15 protein-coding genes and 1 tRNA gene are annotated in these 19,890 nt (G+C 43.9%); 9 read left to right on the top strand and 7 right to left on the bottom strand.

Going from position 1 to position 19,890, the window contains the following annotated elements; translation table 11 throughout:
* Positions 1–49 precede the first annotated feature (49 nt).
* Together ACVBIO_RS10260 and ACVBIO_RS10255 are read right to left on the bottom strand one after the other, a co-directional pair.
* Positions 50–610, bottom strand: a complete 561-nt coding sequence (locus ACVBIO_RS10260) for a hypothetical protein (protein WP_447169755.1) — start codon at positions 608–610, stop codon at positions 50–52.
* A 586-nt stretch (positions 611–1,196) separates the two neighbouring features.
* Positions 1,197–1,281, bottom strand: a tRNA-Leu gene (locus tag ACVBIO_RS10255).
* A gap of 338 nt (positions 1,282–1,619) precedes the next feature.
* Here ACVBIO_RS10255 and ACVBIO_RS10250 point away from each other — a divergent pair.
* Complete coding sequence (locus ACVBIO_RS10250) at positions 1,620–1,754, top strand: DUF3149 domain-containing protein (protein ID WP_439268284.1); 135 nt, start codon at positions 1,620–1,622, stop codon at positions 1,752–1,754.
* Between the two features lie 146 nt (positions 1,755–1,900).
* On the opposite strand, the gene ACVBIO_RS10245 is transcribed toward ACVBIO_RS10250, so the two are convergent.
* Together ACVBIO_RS10245 and tcdA are read right to left on the bottom strand one after the other, a co-directional pair.
* Positions 1,901–2,518 (bottom strand): superinfection exclusion B family protein, encoded by a 618-nt coding sequence (locus ACVBIO_RS10245; RefSeq protein WP_447161517.1) that lies wholly within the window; start codon positions 2,516–2,518, stop codon positions 1,901–1,903.
* Positions 2,519–2,745: 227 nt separating this feature from the next.
* On the bottom strand, positions 2,746–3,564 hold the full coding sequence (gene tcdA / locus ACVBIO_RS10240; RefSeq protein ID WP_447161516.1) for a tRNA cyclic N6-threonylcarbamoyladenosine(37) synthase TcdA: 819 nt from the start codon (positions 3,562–3,564) through the stop codon (positions 2,746–2,748).
* A 371-nt stretch (positions 3,565–3,935) separates the two neighbouring features.
* Here tcdA and ACVBIO_RS10235 point away from each other — a divergent pair, with 371 nt between their 5' ends.
* Together ACVBIO_RS10235 and ACVBIO_RS10230 are read left to right on the top strand one after the other, a co-directional pair.
* The gene (locus tag ACVBIO_RS10235) at positions 3,936–4,997 is read left to right on the top strand and encodes a porin (RefSeq protein WP_447161515.1); all 1,062 of its coding nucleotides are present in this window, start codon (positions 3,936–3,938) and stop codon (positions 4,995–4,997) included.
* 750 nt (positions 4,998–5,747) lie between these two features.
* A complete protein-coding gene (locus tag ACVBIO_RS10230; protein ID WP_447161514.1) occupies positions 5,748–6,794 on the top strand; it encodes a porin in 1,047 nt (348 codons plus the stop codon).
* A 281-nt stretch (positions 6,795–7,075) separates the two neighbouring features.
* On the opposite strand, the gene ACVBIO_RS10225 is transcribed toward ACVBIO_RS10230, so the two are convergent.
* The gene (locus ACVBIO_RS10225; RefSeq protein ID WP_442529495.1) at positions 7,076–7,732 is read right to left on the bottom strand and encodes a thiopurine S-methyltransferase; all 657 of its coding nucleotides are present in this window, start codon (positions 7,730–7,732) and stop codon (positions 7,076–7,078) included.
* A 310-nt stretch (positions 7,733–8,042) separates the two neighbouring features.
* Positions 8,043–8,384 (bottom strand): hypothetical protein, encoded by a 342-nt coding sequence (locus ACVBIO_RS10220; RefSeq protein ID WP_447161513.1) that lies wholly within the window; start codon positions 8,382–8,384, stop codon positions 8,043–8,045.
* Positions 8,385–8,631: 247 nt separating this feature from the next.
* Between ACVBIO_RS10220 and ACVBIO_RS10215 the strand changes: the two genes are divergently transcribed.
* On the top strand, positions 8,632–10,440 hold the full coding sequence (locus ACVBIO_RS10215; RefSeq protein ID WP_447172518.1) for a protein kinase domain-containing protein: 1,809 nt from the start codon (positions 8,632–8,634) through the stop codon (positions 10,438–10,440).
* A 39-nt stretch (positions 10,441–10,479) separates the two neighbouring features.
* Here the strand turns inward: ACVBIO_RS10215 and ACVBIO_RS10210 are convergent, their stop codons facing one another.
* Entirely contained in the window at positions 10,480–11,115 is a 636-nt protein-coding gene (locus ACVBIO_RS10210) for an FxsA family protein (RefSeq protein WP_447169757.1), read from the bottom strand.
* 361 nt (positions 11,116–11,476) lie between these two features.
* On the opposite strand from ACVBIO_RS10210, the gene cutA reads away from it, so the two are divergent.
* The 5 genes from cutA (at position 11,477) to ACVBIO_RS10185 (ending at position 19,842) form a co-directional block, all read left to right on the top strand.
* Positions 11,477–11,800: a divalent-cation tolerance protein CutA gene (gene cutA / locus ACVBIO_RS10205; protein WP_447172517.1), complete on the top strand. Its 324-nt coding sequence runs from the start codon at positions 11,477–11,479 to the stop codon at positions 11,798–11,800.
* A complete protein-coding gene (locus ACVBIO_RS10200; protein WP_447161509.1) occupies positions 11,797–13,620 on the top strand; it encodes a protein-disulfide reductase DsbD in 1,824 nt (607 codons plus the stop codon). The genes cutA and ACVBIO_RS10200 overlap by 4 nt, the downstream gene beginning before the upstream one ends.
* Positions 13,621–13,825: 205 nt before the next feature.
* Positions 13,826–15,529, top strand: a complete 1,704-nt coding sequence (locus ACVBIO_RS10195; protein WP_447161508.1) for a cation:proton antiporter domain-containing protein — start codon at positions 13,826–13,828, stop codon at positions 15,527–15,529.
* Positions 15,530–15,597: 68 nt separating this feature from the next.
* Positions 15,598–16,548 (top strand): TolB family protein, encoded by a 951-nt coding sequence (locus ACVBIO_RS10190; protein ID WP_447169759.1) that lies wholly within the window; start codon positions 15,598–15,600, stop codon positions 16,546–16,548.
* 60 nt (positions 16,549–16,608) lie between these two features.
* A complete protein-coding gene (locus ACVBIO_RS10185) occupies positions 16,609–19,842 on the top strand; it encodes a glycoside hydrolase family 2 TIM barrel-domain containing protein (RefSeq protein ID WP_447172516.1) in 3,234 nt (1,077 codons plus the stop codon).
* The last annotated feature ends 48 nt before the right edge of the window (positions 19,843–19,890 follow it).

Raw genomic sequence — 19,890 nt, 5'->3', positions numbered from 1 at the left:
TGTATTAATGTCTGAAATATAGATTTAAATCATCCTCAATATTCAACCATTAACACCTAACCCACTTTTTCTTAGACTGCTGAGATCTTTGAATTTTATTACTATTGGATAACTCATTAATCGCCTTAGTGAAGGCTGATTTAGATAGTCCCAACTGTTTCTGTAAACTTGGATCCAATGCGCGTGGGGATTTCAAGGCAGAAAAGACCTTATCTTGTGGTGACTTAAGCTTTGGCGTAGAAGTATTAACTATGGGAACAACTGTATTTTCCCTAGTGCGAATACATATAGCAGCTGCACCTAACTGGTTACATTGAAATTCAAAAGCCAAAATCAAGCTTTCATCATTACTATATAACTCTAAATGAACAGAGTTTAATTGTTTCTTATCAAGCGCTAGCAACACTCTAGAAAGATAAGCAATAATGTAAAAATCGGCCTGATTTGGAGCACTCGGATAATCAGAGAGATACAAGTACAAGGATTTCTCACATATCAACTTAACCGTTTCCGATTTCGAAAAAACAAATACTTTATCTACAACTGATGCATCAATTTTCTCTAACTCTTTTACCCCTACGTTTTCCGCATCCACAAATATCATCTTCATTGCAGCACCAAATCAACTTGTTACTAGTGATGCTTAAATTCGCACAGAAGTACCAAATGATCAACGTGTTAAACACAGCGTATCGTTCTGCACAGATCTTATGGTCAATTCATGGTGAACGACTGTGAGTAATGATTATGTATCTATCCCCTACGACCTTAATAAACACTCTCATCAAAGTGAGAAGTTACAAGGCTTTCAGCTATTTCATTAAAACGATCAAGTGACCTACTCAAACCAAGCCACTAACTCATAAAAGAACTCATAGCACCGTAAAGTCACCATGGTACGACCATGAAACAGCTAGCCTGAAGCCCTTGGCTATGTTGGCTTGTTATTTGGCAAGAACCGGAGATTGTTGGATTTAGTGAGATTGCGTTGTGCACAGATTTGGCAGGTGATGCACCATATATAGACCATAAACTGATTTTTGGGGCTGATGAATTGCTGGTTATGGAGTGAAAATACGCAGATGAAATTGCAGGGAGTTGGTGATGAAAGATTGCTTGGAAGTGGCGCTAAGCCTAGCATAGCCAAATTACAGGCATAAAAAAACCTGCTCGATGGCAGGTTGCTTTGTTGATAATGGTACCTGAGGACGGACTTGAACCGTCACTTCTTTCGAAATCGGATTTTGAATCCGACGTGTCTACCAATTCCACCACTCAGGCATTATCAATAACACTCACTGTAAATCTGCTCGACCTCAGTAAGTGAACGGAATTATACCTACCAGCAGATGAATGGCAAGTACTTTGAATTGAGTTTTGTATCAACTGAGCGTTTTTCAATCTCAAAAGCCTATAAACGCTCACTTTCGCCCTAAACAAACGCCAAATCCATTGTCTGCTTTGACAGGTAAAATTAGTAAAACGTGATCTACAGCATATTCATTAACAATACAGCCTCATTTATTTAATAACTGGAGCAGTAATTGACTCAGATCAAAAAACTCACAAGCACCGAAGCGTATGGTTATTAGGAATTAAAAAGAAAGAGGATTTCGCAAATGGCATTCTGGTTAGATTTGATGTTTGGCAACCCAATAGGATTGGCCTCAATGATTGTTATCTTTAGTACGATTGGCATCATTTCGTATCTAATGTGGATGTTCTATACCAAGTCTGCGGATCCCGAAAATTAGTTTTCGATATTGATTCTAATGCAGGGGGCTATCAGCCCCCATTTTTTTGGGGTAAATTTGGTGAGTATTGTTGCTAGCACTGTTGCTAAAGCCAGTTGCTATAGCCATTCACTATAGAGCCACTGAGCCTAGTCACTTATAGCGTATTAAGCAGCATGCTTTCGTGGTACTGCAAAGCTATTGACGAAATGTGGGCGCGCTTTAATCAAGTTCTTCATATCTTCAGGGCTAGGCTCTCCGACAGGAAAACGTAACACTTGGCGGTTAAGGTGAACACGAGCCCGCATTGAAATCTTAAAGTCTGCTGTTGAGCCTTGGATAGCATAGTGCTTCTGGTTACCTAAGTGCTCCAAAATTCCTGCCTTTAATAAACTTTTAACTGCTGTCTCTTGCTCTGGTAGGGTCAAGATTGTTTCACCTTGTAAGAAAAACTCCCTTAATAAGGCTCTCTCTGTTGGGTCGAGCAGCTTTACTTTTTCCTCGATAATTTCAAGAGAGCGCTTATCACTTAAGTGACTAATCGCCTCATCTAGAAAATAATTTAAAATCTGCGTCAATAAAAAAGCCGCACCAATGATTAAACCCAAACCAATAAAGTGTGCATTTTGTTGAGAAAACTCATTAAGGCTCAATGAGGCCAACAGCGCTTTAGGAGCAAATAATAGTGCAGCGCACGCCAGTGCAAGCCATAGCATTGCTGTAAAAATTAACTTTTTAGGCGACATCATTTGAAAAGAAGTTAGTTTGAAAGCCACTTTTTGCATACCCATTTACCCAGTGTCAGAAATCTGTTCCTACCTAGATAAAAGCAAAAATAGTGCCAACATTTAATAGTAAGTGGCTAATGTTTAATAGCTAATATTTAATGGTCAATGCTCAATATTACATTTCATCCAAAGAGGATGACCTTTTTCCTAAAAGGTACTGCTTCCTGGCTGGAAAACAAAAAGGCGCCTAACAGGCGCCTTTGTATATTAGAGACTCGCTTCTGCTATGTATTGGCTTTTGCTGCTAACTTGGTTAATACCCGACTTGCAGCAACAAACCCAAAGGTCCCAGTTACAACTGTCACCGCACCAAATCCTGATGCGCAATCCATTCTCATGCTTCCCTCTGCCGTAGCCTTGGTGCTGCATACAGAGCCGTCAGCTTGTGGGTAAACCAGTTGCTCAGTTGAAAACACCGCTTCGATTGAAAAGCGACGGGCGACATTCTTGGAAAAGTTATATTCGCGTCTTAACTGGTTACGCACTTTAGCCAACAGCGGATCTTGATAGGTCTTAGCTAAATCAGCCACCTGCACTTGAGTGGGATCCATCTGTCCACCAGCGCCACCAACAGTGACAATGGGTAACTTTTGACGCTTACACCACGCAATCAATGCAGTTTTAGCCTTAACGGCATCAATACAGTCCACGACGTAATCAAGCTCTCCCCCTTGCTTCTTACCCTGAAAATATGCAGATAAGTTTTCAGGGGTAATGAAGTCTTCTACTTCATTAACAATGCATTCAGGGTTGATCTGTTTTAGGCGCTGCGCCATCACTTCGACTTTAGATTCACCTATAGTGTCTTTTAACGCATGAGCCTGTCTATTAGTGTTCGTCACACAGATATCATCCAGATCAATCAAGGTTATCTGCCCAATACCACTTCTCGCTAAAGATTCTGCGACCCAGGTCCCCACACCACCGATGCCAACAACGGCTACATGGGCCGAGGCAAAAAAACTAAGAGCTTGCTGACCGTACAAACGACCTATCCCAGCAAAACGATTTAAGTAAGCGTCAGACAAAGTGTGATTATTCAAAATGATACTCATTGTAGAAAATAGAAAGCGCAACTGCGTTAATATTTTATCCCAAACGCTGGAAAAACCCTAAAAAAATTACTTTACCCGCAAAACATTTGTAAATCATTTTCACAAAAAGAGTGCCAGTAGACACCTGAAATGTACCCCTTGTTAAAAATAACGTAACTAACTGTTTAAAAACAGTAAAACGACATGACATGTATCACGTAAAATCCACTAAACATGACCTAGATCACGAACCAAAGTTCCCATTCCGTGCAAGAATCTCGACCGAAAAATACAGCTTCACTCTTGTTGGCCCACAGATAGGGCTGACGATTATTGATAGCCTGCAACTATAAATAGCGATTCGCTACAGGAAGATGAAAATGAAAAAAACTGTTCTGTCTGCCACTATTATTTCAGCACTAGCCGCCACCTCTTTTACAGCACTCGCTGATGGCCCAAGTTTTTATGGTCGTGCCGATCTTGCAATCACTAACTCAGACCTAGGTATTGCAACGCAAAACCAAAAGTCTGGCACCATCATTGAGAACAACTTCTCATGGTTAGGTGTTAAAGGTACTGAAGCAATCAATAGTGAGCTTGAAGTGGTTTACCAAATGGAGTTCGGTGTTAATAACTTCGACAACTCAGGCAACACTTTTTCTGCGCGTAACACTTTCCTAGGTCTAAAGTCAGCGACTGCTGGTACTATCCTAGTGGGACGTAACGACACTGTATTTAAAGCTTCTGAAGGTGGATTCGACCTATTCGGTAACACTAACTCAGATATCGATCTATTAGCTGCTGGCCAATCTCGTAGCGCCGATGGTTTTACTTACTACTCACCAAAAATTGCTGACTTAGTGACATTGAATGCAACGTATTTAATGGACGACAACTATGCTCAAGAAGTTGATGGCAAGAAAGTTGACGCTGACAACATGTATGCACTAAGTGCAACCGTTGGTGACAAGGGTCTTAAAGCACAGAACTACTATGTTTCTGCAGCATATAACGACAGCATCGACAACGTAAAAGCTTACCGTGGCGTGGCTCAAGTTAAACTTGGCCAGGTTATTCTAGGTGGTTTCTACCAAAACAGTGAACACGTTGACAGCAAGTACTCAAACCTTGAAGGTGATACTTACTTCGTTAACGCAGCTTATGTTATGGGTAACCTAAAACTTAAAGCTATGTACGGTAACGATGACTCAGGTCTAGGTAAGTATGTTAGCCGTTACGTTGGTAGCACTGATGGCGCTAGCTTAGAAACAGTAAGCGATGTCGAGTTACAACAGTTCAGTGTTGGCGCAGACTACCGTCTAAGCAAAAACACCTTAGTATACGGGCACTACACTAAGTACGATGGCGACATGAAGTTGAGCGGTGCGAAGCAAGATCTAAGTGATGATATCTTCACTGTTGGTATGCGTTTCGACTTCTAATCTATTGGTTAATGAGTCAAATAGGCTTTAATACATGGCTTATAAAAATTGACTTAAACAAATAGGCTTAAAAGGCAGCGTTAGCTGCCTTTTTAATTTATGCCTCCCTCCAATCTGTTTACCCCAGTCTTAACGCCTAATACCAATCAATATTCAATATCACAGCAAAGGTGCTCAATGTTGAAACTGAAAATGCTTAGATGCTTAGATGCTTAGATGCTTAGATGCTTAGATGCTTAGATGCTTGAGTTTTAGATGATTGAGTTTCAGAGGTTTTATTTTAGATGATTTATTTATAGGGACGAGCAACTGCCCAGCAGGCAAGGTTTTATCAACAAAAACTTAACATTTAAGCCGTTTGCTTTGATTTCCACCTTAAAGAAGCTCACTGGTTAATTTTGTAATCTCACAATAGGCACAAGATCACCCCATTCGCAGCCTTAGTAAATACTAAACAAGCAAGACCGACTTTTCTCGCAATCCGCCAAAATACCCCTTTAGAGATAGTTTAAAGTGTTTATTTCTATATAAATCACCAAATAAACAACGAAAGCTCTCCAATCGTCACAAAAAAGTAGCAAATTAATCTTGAACCCCTGAAAACATGATCTAGTCCACATTCTTCATGCCATAAAACTGTAATATTTAGCCCCACAATTGTTATGAGCTCGGATGCTTGTAACAAAAACAAAAGTTTATGTAAAAAACCATAAGAAACGAATAGGAACTTAGGTTCTGGGAGCAAATGAAATGAAAAAGACACTAATCTCTGCGTCAGTGGCATCAGTTTTAACCCTAGCTTCTTTCGGCGCGCTAGCCGATGGTCCAGGATTTTACGGTCGTTTAGATCTAGCTGTAACTAACTCAGATACAGGTGCAACGACTCAAAATGGTAAAGAAGGGACTGTTTTCGAAAACAACTTCTCTTTCGTAGGTGTTAAAGGTACTGAAAGCCTAACTAACAACATCGACGTTGTTTACCAGATGGAGTTTCAAGTTGAGAACACAACTAACTCTGGCGAAACCTTTAAAGCGCGTAACACTTACCTAGGTCTTAAGTCTCAGGCTGGTACTGTACTTGTTGGTCGTAACGACACAGTATTCAAGCAGTCTGAAGGCGGCGTTGATATTTTTGGTAACACTAACGCCGATATCGACCGTCTAGTGGGTGGTCAATCACGTTCTGCTGATGGTATCTGGTACTATTCACCAAAGATTGCCGATCTTGTGACGCTAAACGCGACTTACCTAATGGAAGACAACTATATTGATGCTGATGATAAAGACGCTGTTAAGTCTTATGATGCTCAGTACGCATTAAGTGCAACTATTGGTGATAAGAAGCTTAAGGCGCAAAACTACTATGTAGCTGCGGCTTATAACACTATCGGTGGCATCGATGCATACCGTGGTGTAGCACAAGTTAAACTAGGTGAGTTTAAAGTGGGTGGTTTATTCCAGAACACTGAAAGCCAAACAACGAGCCAAGAAGGTAACTCTTACTTCGTAAACGTTGCTTACAACCTAAACGGCGTTAACCTAAAAGCTGAATACGGCATGGACGAAGGCGGCTTCGGTAAGTACTACCAAAACTCTGTAAAAACAGATGCTGGTAAACTAATTGGTGACGATATCAACGTTCAGTCAATCACTGTAGGTGCTGACTACAAGATCTCTAAATCAACTATGGTATATGGCCACTACGCTATGTACGAAGGCGACCACAAAGTGGGTACTGCTAAAGTTGACCTAAAAGATGATAACGTATTCACTATTGGTATGCGTTACAACTTCTAATCGATTGAGTCTTAAGACTCTCTAACGATTTTAAGCCACAAAAAAGCGACCTTAGGGTCGCTTTTTTGGATCTGGCTAAAAGCCAAGAAGATTCGAGGACGCCCTTCGGGCTACTAGGACGTTCGCAGGCTCACTGCTAGAGCGGACTTCGTCCTGCTATAAGACAAAAGCTAAAGACAAAAGATAGAAGCGACGGATAAACTCCAGCTTTAAGCTTTTGAATGTATAGGATCTAGTAGCGCAGCGATCTCGCAGTGACGTAGTCACGCCCTAGGGCCTGCTCATTTTCTCGTTAACTTATAAACCGATTCCGTCAACCAAGATACCTGCTTTTTCACAAAGCGAGGGTTGTCATTCAACACATCGTTACAAGCTAAACGCTCAATTTTAAAATGTTCACCTAGATTGGCCTGAACCCAATCTTCTGATACCGCAAAAGGCGGGCCATTTAACTCGGCTTGTGGATAATCTAAGGTGATCAATAAGCCAACACTATTAGCGGAAACCAATTTAGTAAGCTGACGCGCATAAGCTAAGCGCATCTCTTCCGGCCAAGCGATTAGCGCTGCTCGATCGTAAAAGGCTGTGCAACTTTGCGGTTCTAATACTGGCAATGTAAAAATATCGCCTTGAAAAATGGTGACTTGCTCAGTGGTAAAGCGTTGATGGTCTTCGACCACACTTACCTTAAACGCTAGACTATTTTCTTGATAAAACTGCTGTACAGCTGGTTCACTTAACTCGCAGCCTAGCACTTCATGACCTTGCTCAGCCAAAAAACACAAGTCTAATGACTTACCACATAGAGGAACAAAAACTTGTGTATTTGCTGCGAGATTAAGTTGCGGCCAATATTTAACCAACAAAGGGTTAACCGCACTTAAATGAAAACCTATTTGCTGGGCGTCCCACTTTTCATGCCAAAAGCTTGGTTGCATAGTCCATATCCATTACAAATGGTAATTACAAATTTGCATTAAAAAACAATTACCAAAGAAACCAAGGTATGACCATGATCATGAGAATCATCAGGGGAACGAATTAGCGCTCACTTTGACAAGTGATGCTCAGACTTGGTATACCATTTTGGCCATTACTCTATAGCCAGAGCGTAATAGAAGCAAAAATAAATAAGCGGTTATCACTAAAGATACCAAGTCACAATGCTGTTACTGCGTCTGCATTCACAGCTTAAACAGAAGCAGATTAAACTGAAGCGGCTATACATTCACGACTATGCATTCACGGCTATGCATTAAGCACTTGCTGAACTTTCCTCAACCAGACACAGTTTTCACACTCGCAATTACGACGAGACAAGTGATGCGGTGTTAAACTCGAATCAATAAAATCTACCGCAACCAGAAGTTGCTGCTTCAGCTCTTCAGCTGATTTCTTCTCGACCGCAACGGTTTCGTCATTGTGGTTCATCCAGGTACATTCCATACCTTGGTGACAATTAATGCACTCCATATCCGTCGGGTTAAAAAAGCCTGCATGAGGGCAATAATTTAGCTCCATCGACTGTAAAATACGTCGACGTGGGTATTCAAGCAATTCAATTAGCTGGGATTTATCTAGTCCTGACATAAAGCCACCTTTAGTTGATATCTAAGCCTTTTCTTTGGCTTATACCATTTATACTAGTACTGACTTCAAGATTACCTTTCTCTTATTCCCGTAGATTTGATATGCATCAATATCTAACCCGAAAATATTGGTTAGGTGTGATTCAGATAACCTTTTTACAAGCTCGACATAAGTGCGATAATTCAATGAGCTTGGACTTTATTACAGCTTATTGATTTAATGGAACTCACTGAAGAAGGGGACGCCATTGCAAACACCAGAACTGCAACACTTTTACATCTCAGAAGAGCAATCTGTTTATCTGCTTGGTGCCAATGACGCCCGTAAACACAGAGCCTGGATCCGCCTGTGTAAACAGCAGTTAAGTAAGTTGGGATATAAAGATTTAGAACTCGTGGGTAAAGGCGCCTATGGTTTTGTGTTTGCAGGCGTTAATAAGCAGGGCGAGGCTCATGTGTTTAAGTTCTCTCGGTTAACTCTGCCTCAGCATATTCAAGATAGGCTTGAAGAAGAAGCCTTTATGCTTTCTCAGGTCATCCATCCTAACGTGCCACCAGCCATAAAGTTTGAACACGTAGGTAAGCAAGGGATTTTGGTCATGGCCCGTGCTCCAGGTGAGGACCTTGAACAACTTTGTGTAAGAGTAGGCGCATTACCGGTTGCCATGGTGATGAATATAGCCCGCCAACTCGCGGCTATCTTACAATATCTACACCATGGTAGACCGCTCATTCATGGCGATATCAAACCGTCAAATCTCGTCTATGACATTCATACTCAACATCTATCGCTGATTGACTGGGGCTCTGCTGTATTTGCACAGCGTGACACTCAAGGTAATCCCGTTAACGGCAATGTGATGGACTTAATGTCCAGCGATCAACAACATACCAATGCCCGTATGGGAGACGTGTATTTTATTGGCGAAGAGCAACTTAACGGCGCCCTCTCTAGCCCGAGGTTTGATGAACAAGGCGTTGCAGCCACCCTCTACGCTTTAGCGTCGGGCCAGGCCAGTCGCTTTGGTAGTAAAGTCATCCCCGCTACCAGTATCGGCTTGCCAGTAGAGCTAGCGCGCACCTTAGATGGCATGCTCAGCGATGACCCACTGCAACGAAAAAAAGCCGGTGACTACTTTTTAAAAAGCATGGCTCACAGTCACCGTATGCACTTACCAGAAATTGACACCACGCCGCTCGTTGCCGAGATCCCTGTCTGGATCCTCCCCAGAGACAAAGAAGTTGAGACCGTTAGCTACAGCTCGCGTAAGTCATTCTTGAAGGAGCATAATGGCGACGATCCAATAGCCAAAATGGATGACCTACAGTTAGAGAAATACTACCGTAATTTTATGGCTGGAATGGGCGATACCGAAAAAGGCTTTATTGCGGCAGTTGGCCGCTTAAGCCAATATGCCATTGTAGGTGGCTTAGCCATCCATTGGCGTGAAACCGGCGTATTTATCGACTCCAATTTGGCTATTTATAAGGCCGAGCAAAAACATGCCATTACGGTTGCCGTCAACAATATGGTGACACTCGCTCGTGGCATTCGTCGCATTGGCGTATTTAAAGCCTGCTTCTTTAATGCCCGCGACACCTTGCACATTGAACGCCAAGACAGCACGCAACCATTTGTGACGGGTTGCGATCAACAGCTCCCCTTTGAGGTGGGTAATGTGCCATCGCTTGAAGACAAATCACGGCTGCATTCTTATTTTGAAGATGGTCGCGATCCAGAAGAAAATTTAGAGTTGCCCAAAGAAATCATGACCGAACTTGGCTGGATAAATCAGATCCACCATACCGGCTGTATTATTTTTGAGGTGCTGCCTAATCATATGAAGATCCACAGCTACTTGCGATTACTTAATCCGAGAAAACAGGCAGCGTTTCGTGCCAGCTTGGATAGGATCTTAGCCCATGTGGATAAAATTCAGGGCAAAGGGGTGTCAGGCTTTATGAAGCTGCCCTATAAAAACACCCGTAAATTTAACCTAATAGAACGCCGCGGTGACCGCTTTTACCCCCGTAATCCTAAGCAGTTAGATCACTAGTAACTCACTAGCGTTCAATAACAATCTATGCCTTACTTATTAAGGTTTTGGCTGTGCTTTATCGTCAGATTCTTTATCACTGTCACTGGTAACCGTTTCACCTTCAAAGGTCGTTCCTTTTACTTGATGGCTTTCAGGTCGCTTATCACTTGGGTCGGTTTTACGTTCAAAGTCACCGTCGAAGGTATTACCTTGATCAAAAGGCGACTGACCGCCCTTATTTTCAAATGGATGTTCAAATGGGTTTTGCCCTTGAGGCCCCATTCCAGCACCAAATCCGGGGCCAAAACCTGACTGGAAGCCACCATTCGCCTGCACTTTGAGCTGCATACGTTTATAGAAGAACCTAGCGACAGGAATTCGCATAAATGGTGTGAGCAGTACTAGTCCAAGAAAGTCAGTTACAAAACCTGGGATCAGCAAGAGTAAACCAGCTACCGCTAACATCATGCCTTCAACAATTTCTTGACCTGGCGCCTCGCCACGGGCCAGCTTTTGCTGCACTTGCATCAAGGTGCTAATACCTTGACTGCGCACCAAAGACACCCCAACGACGGCTGTAAAAATAACTAATGCAACCGTTGTCCAACTACCTAACACCTCACCCACGCGGATCAGTACTGATAGCTCCATCACAGGAACTAAAACAAAAATTAATAACAAAATAAAAAACACACTGACCTCACATTTTTTGCTGGTGATGAAAACTAAATTGGGGTTACTCGGTCTATTTTCAAGTAGCTAGCTGTTGGGAGACCGTGATCACCTATTGTTAGTCTGTAATTAACGACCGTTAAACTGCTATATAGAGAGTATAAATCCTAACTGGTGCCGCAATTAGGCGAGTAATTGTAAGCAAAAACTACTGGCATCACTATTTTAGCGATGCCTTAATGCAAGCCTAAGGTAAAACACGTAAAGTATCGATTCGCTTTTTAAAGCCATTCGCCATATTGATAGCCAATGAACCTTGATTGGCATTATACAATAGTTGGCTTAATACAATTTTAATCTGTTGGACAATAGAAATAGTTTAATGCAAAACGAATTTTTGTTAGTGATCACCAGCTGCCCCAGCGAGGAGCAAGCAAAAACCCTTGCCCGTGAGCTGGTTAAAAATAAGCTTGCTGCCTGTGTACAGATCTCTCAAGGGATCACCTCCGTATATGAGTGGCAAGGAGACTTGTGTGAAGAGCAAGAGTTCAGTTTGCAAATTAAATGCTTAGCGCAGCATTACAATGCGATAGAGCACACACTCTCTAAGCTGCATCCCTATGATGTACCCGAGCTAATTGCAGTTCCTGTAACCCAAGGACTGCCAGCCTATTTTGATTGGATAAAAGAAACTACACAGCCATGAAAAGAATTATCAACCTGTTTTTAGCCTCACTACTACTGCTCACGCCATTGGCACACGCCGACGGTATTTTCAGTAGCAATAAGTTTGACTTTTTAAAGGGTGAGCCTGAGCTCATGCCTGTCGATCAAGCATTCGTGTTCGACTTTAAACAGCAAGGCGACAAAGTAAAAATTAGCTGGGTCATTGCCGACGGTTACTATATGTACCGTGACAAACTTAAATTTGAAACCGCTGACGGTGCCGTTTTAGGCGAAGTCGTGCTACCTCAGGGCAAACCCCACACCGATGAATACTTTGGCGAGCAAGAGGTTTACTACTCTTACGTCGAGATGCCTGTCGCGATTAAAGAAGCCACAGCTGGCAGTAAACTCAATGTCACTTTTATGGGCTGCGCCGAAGGTAAACTCTGTTTTCCGCCAACTAAAAAAACGGCTGAGCTAACTGAAGTCGCCGCTAATGACGGCTTGCTTAGTGATACAGATAAAGCACTTGGTGCCGCGCCATCAGCCAATGAAAGCGTAAAAGCCCCAATTACTCAACAAGATACCTTAAGCGCTATGCTGTCAGGTGATAGCCTTATGTGGACCTTAGTGATCTTCTTTGGTTTAGGTATCGGCCTTGCGCTTACGCCTTGCGTTTTTCCTATGTACCCCATTTTGTCGGGCATTATCGTTGGCCAAGGTAAGAAGCTTTCTACCGCAAAAGCCTTCAGCCTCTCTATGGTTTATGTTCAAGGTATGGCAATCACCTACTCGCTAGTAGGCCTTATCGTTGCCTCTGCGGGCATGAAGTATCAAGCAGCATTGCAGCACCCTGCAGTGCTAATTGTGTTAGCAATACTCTTCTTTGTTTTAAGTTTATCTATGTTTGGTCTATATGACCTGAAACTGCCTGCTAAGTGGCAGGAAAAGATGAACTCATTCTCTAACAACCAAAAAGGTGGCAATGTCATAGGCGTGTTCGTCATGGGCATTATTTCTGGCCTTGTGGCATCACCTTGTACCACGGCGCCACTGTCTGGTGCGCTTATTTATGTGGCGCAAACGGGCGATCTACTACAAGGCTTCTTAGCCCTGTACGTGTTGAGTATGGGTATGGGTCTGCCATTGCTGATTATTGGTACCTCTGGCGGAAAACTTCTACCAAGAGCTGGTCGCTGGATGGACATCATCAAGACTTTCTTTGGTTTCCTACTCATCGCGGTATCGATTGTAATGCTAGGTCGAATTTGGCCAGGCTTTATCTCAGATCTACTCTGGTCAATCTGGGGAATTACTTTAGTCGGTTATCTTATGCACCAGAACAAACTTACCGAGTTTAACTGGAAGCAAACCACTCGCTCAGTACTACTGATGTTAGCGCTACTAGCTAGCTTCTCATATGGCATGCAAGCGGTAATGACCAAGCTGGGTTTTAGCAGCAACACCAATGTTGCCACTAATAGCACAGCTGAAAATCACGGTTTTACCCGCATAAAGTCACTCCTAGACCTGCATACTGAAGTTGCTGCTGCAACAGCACAAGGCAAGACGGTAATGGTCGATTTCTATGCTGACTGGTGCGTGGCCTGTAAAGAGTTTGAAGCGATCACTTTTAAAGATCCACTCGTCATTGAACGCATGGATCAAATGGTATTGCTACAAGCTGATGTCACCAAAAACGATGCGGTTGATATTGAGCTGCTGGAGTACTACGACATACTCGGTTTACCGACTTTGTTAATGTTTGACGAAAACGGCGTAATTCGTGACGACCTGCGAGTTACAGGCTTTATGCGACCGAAAGCATTTGCAGAGCATTTAGATCACTTAGTTAACTAAGCCGTTAGCGCAAATTAAACCTTATCTTTAGAAGCCCCGTTTATCTTTAATAATCGGGGCTTCTTTTTAAGCTTCCCTAGCTCACAACACCGCAAATAACCATTAAATTTATTCACAATTTTCAGCTCAACTTCATAAATTTCTTATACAATGGTGCATCATTGTATCCAATGGCTTGGGTACATATTATAAAGAAAGGAGCATCATGGAACCCGCTATACTCATTATCACCTTAGCCTGCGGTATGTTAGTTAGCCGCGTGGGACTGCCCCCCTTAATTGGCTATCTTGTTGCGGGATTTGTGCTGTTTCTGTTTGGTATTGAAGAGTCCAGCTTGCCTATGTTGGAGCAACTTGCCAATCTAGGTGTCACCCTTCTACTGTTTGCCATTGGTCTTAAGTTAGATCTACGCAGCTTATTTAAAGCGGAGGTTTGGGCCGGCTCCAGCCTGCATCTAATCGGCTCTATGCTATTCTTTATCCCACTACTGAAACTGCTCGGCCTATTAGGGCTTGAGCAGCTCACAGGATTAGAGATAGAACAATTTGCGTTACTTGCCTTTGCATTAAGTTTTTCTAGTACCATTTTTGCGGTAAAAATATTGGAAGATAAAGGTGATATGCAGTCGCTTTATGGCCGAGTGGCTATTGGTATCTTGATTATGCAAGACATCTTCGCGGTTGCTTTCTTAACCATATCTAAAGGGGATATCCCCTCATATTGGGCGCTAGGTTTACTGTTACTGCCGCTGGCAAAACCCCTCATATATAAAGCATTCGATCGTGTTGGACACGGTGAACTACTAGTCCTATTTGGCTTGGTGATGGCACTCGTCATGGGCGCTGGCCTATTTGAGCTCGTCGGGTTAAAGCCAGATCTGGGTGCGCTGGTCATTGGTATTTTACTGGCGGGGCACCCTAAATCATCAGAGCTAGCTAAATCACTGTTTTACTTTAAAGAGTTATTCTTAGTCGCGTTCTTCTTAACGGTAGGCCTAAATGGTTTACCCACCTTTTCCGACATCGGTTTGGCCGCAATTTTAGTCCTTGTCGTGCCGATTAAAGTCGTCCTATTTATGTACTTGCTAACCCACTTTAAACTGCGTTCTCGTACCGCACTAATGAGCTCATTTACCTTAGGTAACTACAGCGAATTTGGTTTAATTGTCGCAGCGGTTGCGACCTCAAAGGGATGGCTACCGCCACAATGGATGGTTATTCTCGCCGTTGCACTCAGCTTTAGCTTCCTGTTTGCCGCGCCGCTCAATACCGCTTCTAGCCGTTTATATCAGAAGTTTCAAAGCAGGCTCAAGCCGTTAGAAAAACACCCTCTACACCCGGAAGATAGACCTATTCCTGTCGGCAATCCACGCTTTTTAATTTTAGGTATGGGGCGGATTGGTTCAGGTGCTTATGATGAGCTTCGAGCCCGTTACGATGGCGAAATATTAGGGGTTGAGCACAAACAAGAACTGGTAGACTTCCACATAAATGAAGGCCGAAACGTGGTGCAAGGTGATGCCTCTGATACTGACTTCTGGGAAAAATTAGACAGAGCGCCTAATCTCGAATTAGTCTTGCTAACCATGCCTCATCACGTGGGTAACCTGTTTGCGGTGGAGCAATTAAAGCTACATGATTACCAAGGTAAACTAAGCGCCATCGTTAAGTATAAAGAAGATGCTCAATCACTTAGCGAGTCTGGCGTACATAGCGTATATAACCTCTATGAGGCGGCAGGTGCGGGTTTAGTTGAACACCTGGTCAAAGAGCTACTCACTCCTGGCGGCGCAGCACCAGATAATCCAGATGCCATCAATCGTAAAAATGAAGCTGATAACCCTGATGCGGGAGATATTATTAAGCATGAAAACCAGGCTGAGTCAGTGGAAATGTCGCAAAAGAGCTGATTGTATACATTATCCGCATTATAGCGTATGTTATTTGTTATCGAGTATAAGATGACCACTAACATACAATGCCAAAAAATAATAATACTACTCTGGCGGGTTATGGGTTTTTAACAGCCCTACTTCTTGTCCCCAGCAGCGCCTTTGCCGCTGGGTTTGATATCTGGATCTACAAACTTAATTACCAAGATAATCAACAAGGGTGGACAGTATCAGAAGGTCGCCCAGTCACTGCGCGAGACGGTTACGATAATCAGCCAAGCTTTACACCAGATAGCTCACAGCTATTCTTCACCTCAGACAGGCAAGCCGCACCAAGTGAGGGCCCGCAAGCCTCTGCTCGCCACAATGATATTTATCAGTTCCAAATAGCCGACAATCGTATAACGCAGCTCACATTTACCCCGGAGCAAAGCGAGTTCTCTCCCCAAGCCTTTAAAACAGCTGCGGAAAACAACCAAGTTAATTATGTGGTCGAGCAAGGCGTGCCCCATCAAAGTGTATGGCAACAAACAGGCAGTACCCCACGCCAACGTGCTATCAACAGTTTAATTCCAGCTGGTTACTACGCAATTAAGCAAGATCTTGGCACGCTAATTTGGGCTCGATACGCCTACAGTCTCTACTTTGAACCCAATGGCGAAACCGCCGATGAACGTCATTTTGTGGTCGCAAATGTTGGCAGAAGTATCCATGCCATTCCTAATGATGAAGCCTTTAGTTATCTACATAAACAGCTAGATGGCGACCGAGTCATTAAGCGCTTCTCACCAAAAGATAACAGCCACACCCAATTGATCCCACTCTCGAATACTGCCAGTGAAGACTATGCCTGGAGTCAGAATAACTGGCTGTTTAACATCGATAATGGCCAGTTAGTTGCTTGGGATAAATCGAGCAATAAAAGCTGGCAATTGATTAGCCCAATCCCGCAACCCAATGCTGATTACCTAAGCGCCTCAAGGATAGCCATTAGCCCCGACAATCAGCATTTAGCGATAGTTTGGCAGCGAAAATAGCCTGCACATAACAAGAAAGACCCAAATACAAATACAATAACGACAATAGAATAATAAATAATGAAAAATCATCCCTTTATAAAGCCCTTACCATCGCCCCGTAATAACGCTGCAGCCCGCTCGCTATTGACCGCTCTGCTTGCGCTTTTAGTTTGCCCTGTGAGCTATGCCAGCGCGCCCCCTGAGCGCTGGCAAAACCATCAGATTTTTGAGCAAAACAAACAAGCAGCGCATGCCAGTTTTTTTGGTTATTCGAGCTTAGCCAACGCGCTAAAAGATCAGCCTAAAGACAGCAGTAACTTTTTCGATCTTAATGGTCGGTGGCAGTTCCATTACGCTAAAAATCCTTTTAGTGTTCCCAAGGATTTTGCTCAAGCTGATACTAATCTTGAGGGCTGGCAGAGCATTCAAGTGCCCGGTAACTGGGAGACCCAAGGATTTGGCCATGCCATCTATTTAGATGAGCGCTATCCATTTACTACGACTTGGCCCGATGCGCCAGAAGACCATAACCCGACGGGAAGCTATCGTCGTGAAATAAGCCTGCCTAACGGCTGGCAAGATAAGCAAGTATTCTTGCACATTGGCGCAGCGCGGTCGGCACTGACTGCGTTTGTTAACGGCACAGAAGTGGGTTATAGCCAAGGCGCCAAAACGCCAGCCGAATTTGATATCACTCCTTATTTGACCCAAGGAAAAAACTTACTGGCCTTACAAATTATCCGCTGGAGTGATGCGAGCTACTTAGAAAGCCAGGATATGCTCAGAGTCAGTGGTATTGAGCGCGATGTATACCTTTATGCCACCGAAAAGCAGCGTATAAGCGATATTGACGCGCAGTATCAACTTTCAAACGCTTTAGATAACGCCGAGGTTAACCTTAAGCTAACACTTGAAAACCATGCAAAAGCCAAAGATGTCAGCCTCAGCTATCGACTACTTTCCCCTCAAGGCGTTGAAGTCAGCAGCGGTGAACAAGATATCACTAAACTTAATAAACAGCAGCGCCAACAGTTCGACTTCTCCCTCAAGTCTCCCAAACTTTGGAGCGCAGAAACCCCAAACCTGTATCAGCTGATTGTTAGCCTTAACGACAGCCAGGGAAAACTGCTTCAAGCCAGCAGTCAACAGATAGGCTTTCGCCGTGTCGAGATAAAAGCGGGTCAGCTATTAGTCAACAACAAGGCCATTACTATTCGCGGCGTCGATAGGCACGAAACCGACCCCGATACCGGCCATGTAGTGAGCCGGGCAAGCATGGAAACCGATATCCGCTTGATGAAGCAAAACAACATCAACGCGGTGCGTTCAAGTCACTACCCAAACGATCCCTACTGGTTAAGTCTCACCGATAAATATGGTCTATATGTGATAGATGAGGCCAATATTGAGTCTCATCCATTAGCGATAGATAAGGAGACTCAACTTGGTAACGAGATGAGCTGGCTTCCCGCCCACAAGGCTCGCGTCGAACGCATGGTTGAGCGTGATAAAAACCATCCTTCTATCATCATCTGGTCACTCGGTAATGAAGCCGGAGAAGGCAAACTTTTTGCCGCCCTCTATGACTGGATAAAACAGCGCGATCCGAGCCGCCCAGTGCAATATGAACCCGCAGGGCAACATGCTTATACCGATATCGTTGCCCCGATGTACCCATCGATTGAGCGCATTGAAAAGTATGCGAAGGCGCATACGGATAGACCACTTATCATGATTGAATATGCTCACGCGATGGGCAACTCTGTCGGTAACCTACAAGACTACTGGGACGTGATAGACCAATATCCTCAGCTGCAAGGTGGCTTTATTTGGGATTGGGTCGACCAGTCTCTGGCCTTTACCAATGACAATGGCCAGCGCTATTGGGCTTACGGCAAAGACTACCACCCGGACATGCCTACCGACGGTAACTTTCTTAATAATGGCTTAGTGGATCCAGACAGAAATCCACACCCCCACCTATCTGAGGTAAAAAAAGTCTATCAGTCATTTAAGCTGACAGGATTGAGTACTAAGCAGCAAAACGTCGAATTCACCCTGAAAAATCGCTATGACTTTATCGACACGCAAGGGTTAAACTTAGTCTGGACAGTGCAGCAAGATGGTCAATCTGTGGCTGACGGCTTATTAGCACTTCCACACATCAAAGCCGACACCAGTAAAGCGATTCGTTTTAGCTTATCTAAGACCGCGATTGAGCTCATGCAGCAAAAACCAGAGTTCGAGTATCAGCTTTTACTAGAGGTAAAAGTCGATACACCGCAACCTATGTTGCCCACCGATCACCTTGTAGCCTTTGAGCAGTTTGAGCTGCACACGCCTAAAGCTGTGAGCGTAAAAACGATTGATGCTATTGAAGAGTCGGACGACAGCTGGGTATTAGGAAACGGTGACAGCCAGTATTTCATCGCTAAAAGCTATGGTTGGCTGAGCAAAGTTAAAGCCAATGATACAGTACTACTTGATAGCCCTCTCATGCCTAACTTCTGGCGCGCCCCAACAGATAACGACTTGGGTAACCAAATGCCTAAATGGGCCGATATGTGGCAAGATGCGGCTGCAGAGTTAACTCTAGCCTCCATCAACTATATCAGTGGCAACGCACCGGCTCTGGATGTTAGCCACCAGCACCCTACACTGGGTTTTACTTTAAAAACCCGTTATCGCGTGAGCCAGCAAGGTAAACTGTTAGTCAATAGTCAGTTTACCCCCGGTGATATAGAGCTTGCCGACCTGCCTCGATTTGGCTTCTCAGCTAAGCTGCCATTTGAGATGCGCTTTATGCACTACTTTGGCCGCGGCCCTGAAGAGACTTACGCCGATAGAAAAACGGGGAACCCTGTTGCTTGGTATGTTCTACCCATAGAGAAAACCTTCCATCGTTACTCTAGACCACAAGAAACAGGACAACGCACCGACGTACGTTATGTGGCAGTGACAAACAGTAAAGGTACAGGCTTGCTTGCCCAAACCACTATGGAAAAAGAATTACTGCAAACCAGCCTATGGCCATTTTCTCAAGCCGATATCGACTTTAGAGACGGCGATGCCGAAGGGTCAGCATCAGGACTCGTGCCAGTCACTGCCAACCATGGTGCAGAGATCCCCACACGCAACTTTGTCACCTGGAATATCGATTACAAGCAGATGGGAGTGGGGGGAGATACATCATGGGGGCGCCCCGTGCATACCCCCTATCGTATCGCGCCAGAGGCTATGTCTTTTGGCTTTAGCCTCGCGCCGACTCACGCTCAAAGCACGATAACCAAACAAGCCAGAGCTCAACCCTAAAGCAATGAGTTACACACGGATATTAAAACTAAAATAGCAGTGAAGGAT

It is taken from the genome of Shewanella sp. 0m-8 (genome assembly GCF_052977265.1).
The sequence above is the reverse complement of the archived record's forward strand: the minus strand, read 5'-3'. Positions and strand labels throughout refer to the sequence as shown.

What these genes read in the sequence shown, in the direction of transcription:
- ACVBIO_RS10260 (WP_447169755.1), bottom strand. Translation starts at nt 610, where the DNA reads ATGAAGATGATATTTGTGGATGCGGAAAACGTAGGGGTAAAAGAGTTA.
- ACVBIO_RS10250 (WP_439268284.1), top strand. Translation starts at nt 1,620, where the DNA reads ATGGCATTCTGGTTAGATTTGATGTTTGGCAACCCAATAGGATTGGCC.
- ACVBIO_RS10245 (WP_447161517.1), bottom strand. Translation starts at nt 2,518, where the DNA reads ATGCAAAAAGTGGCTTTCAAACTAACTTCTTTTCAAATGATGTCGCCT.
- ACVBIO_RS10235 (WP_447161515.1), top strand. Translation starts at nt 3,936, where the DNA reads ATGAAAAAAACTGTTCTGTCTGCCACTATTATTTCAGCACTAGCCGCC.
- ACVBIO_RS10230 (WP_447161514.1), top strand. Translation starts at nt 5,748, where the DNA reads ATGAAAAAGACACTAATCTCTGCGTCAGTGGCATCAGTTTTAACCCTA.
- ACVBIO_RS10225 (WP_442529495.1), bottom strand. Translation starts at nt 7,732, where the DNA reads ATGCAACCAAGCTTTTGGCATGAAAAGTGGGACGCCCAGCAAATAGGT.
- ACVBIO_RS10220 (WP_447161513.1), bottom strand. Translation starts at nt 8,384, where the DNA reads ATGTCAGGACTAGATAAATCCCAGCTAATTGAATTGCTTGAATACCCA.
- cutA (WP_447172517.1), top strand. Translation starts at nt 11,477, where the DNA reads ATGCAAAACGAATTTTTGTTAGTGATCACCAGCTGCCCCAGCGAGGAG.
- ACVBIO_RS10200 (WP_447161509.1), top strand. Translation starts at nt 11,797, where the DNA reads ATGAAAAGAATTATCAACCTGTTTTTAGCCTCACTACTACTGCTCACG.
- ACVBIO_RS10195 (WP_447161508.1), top strand. Translation starts at nt 13,826, where the DNA reads ATGGAACCCGCTATACTCATTATCACCTTAGCCTGCGGTATGTTAGTT.
- ACVBIO_RS10190 (WP_447169759.1), top strand. Translation starts at nt 15,598, where the DNA reads ATGCCAAAAAATAATAATACTACTCTGGCGGGTTATGGGTTTTTAACA.
- ACVBIO_RS10185 (WP_447172516.1), top strand. Translation starts at nt 16,609, where the DNA reads ATGAAAAATCATCCCTTTATAAAGCCCTTACCATCGCCCCGTAATAAC.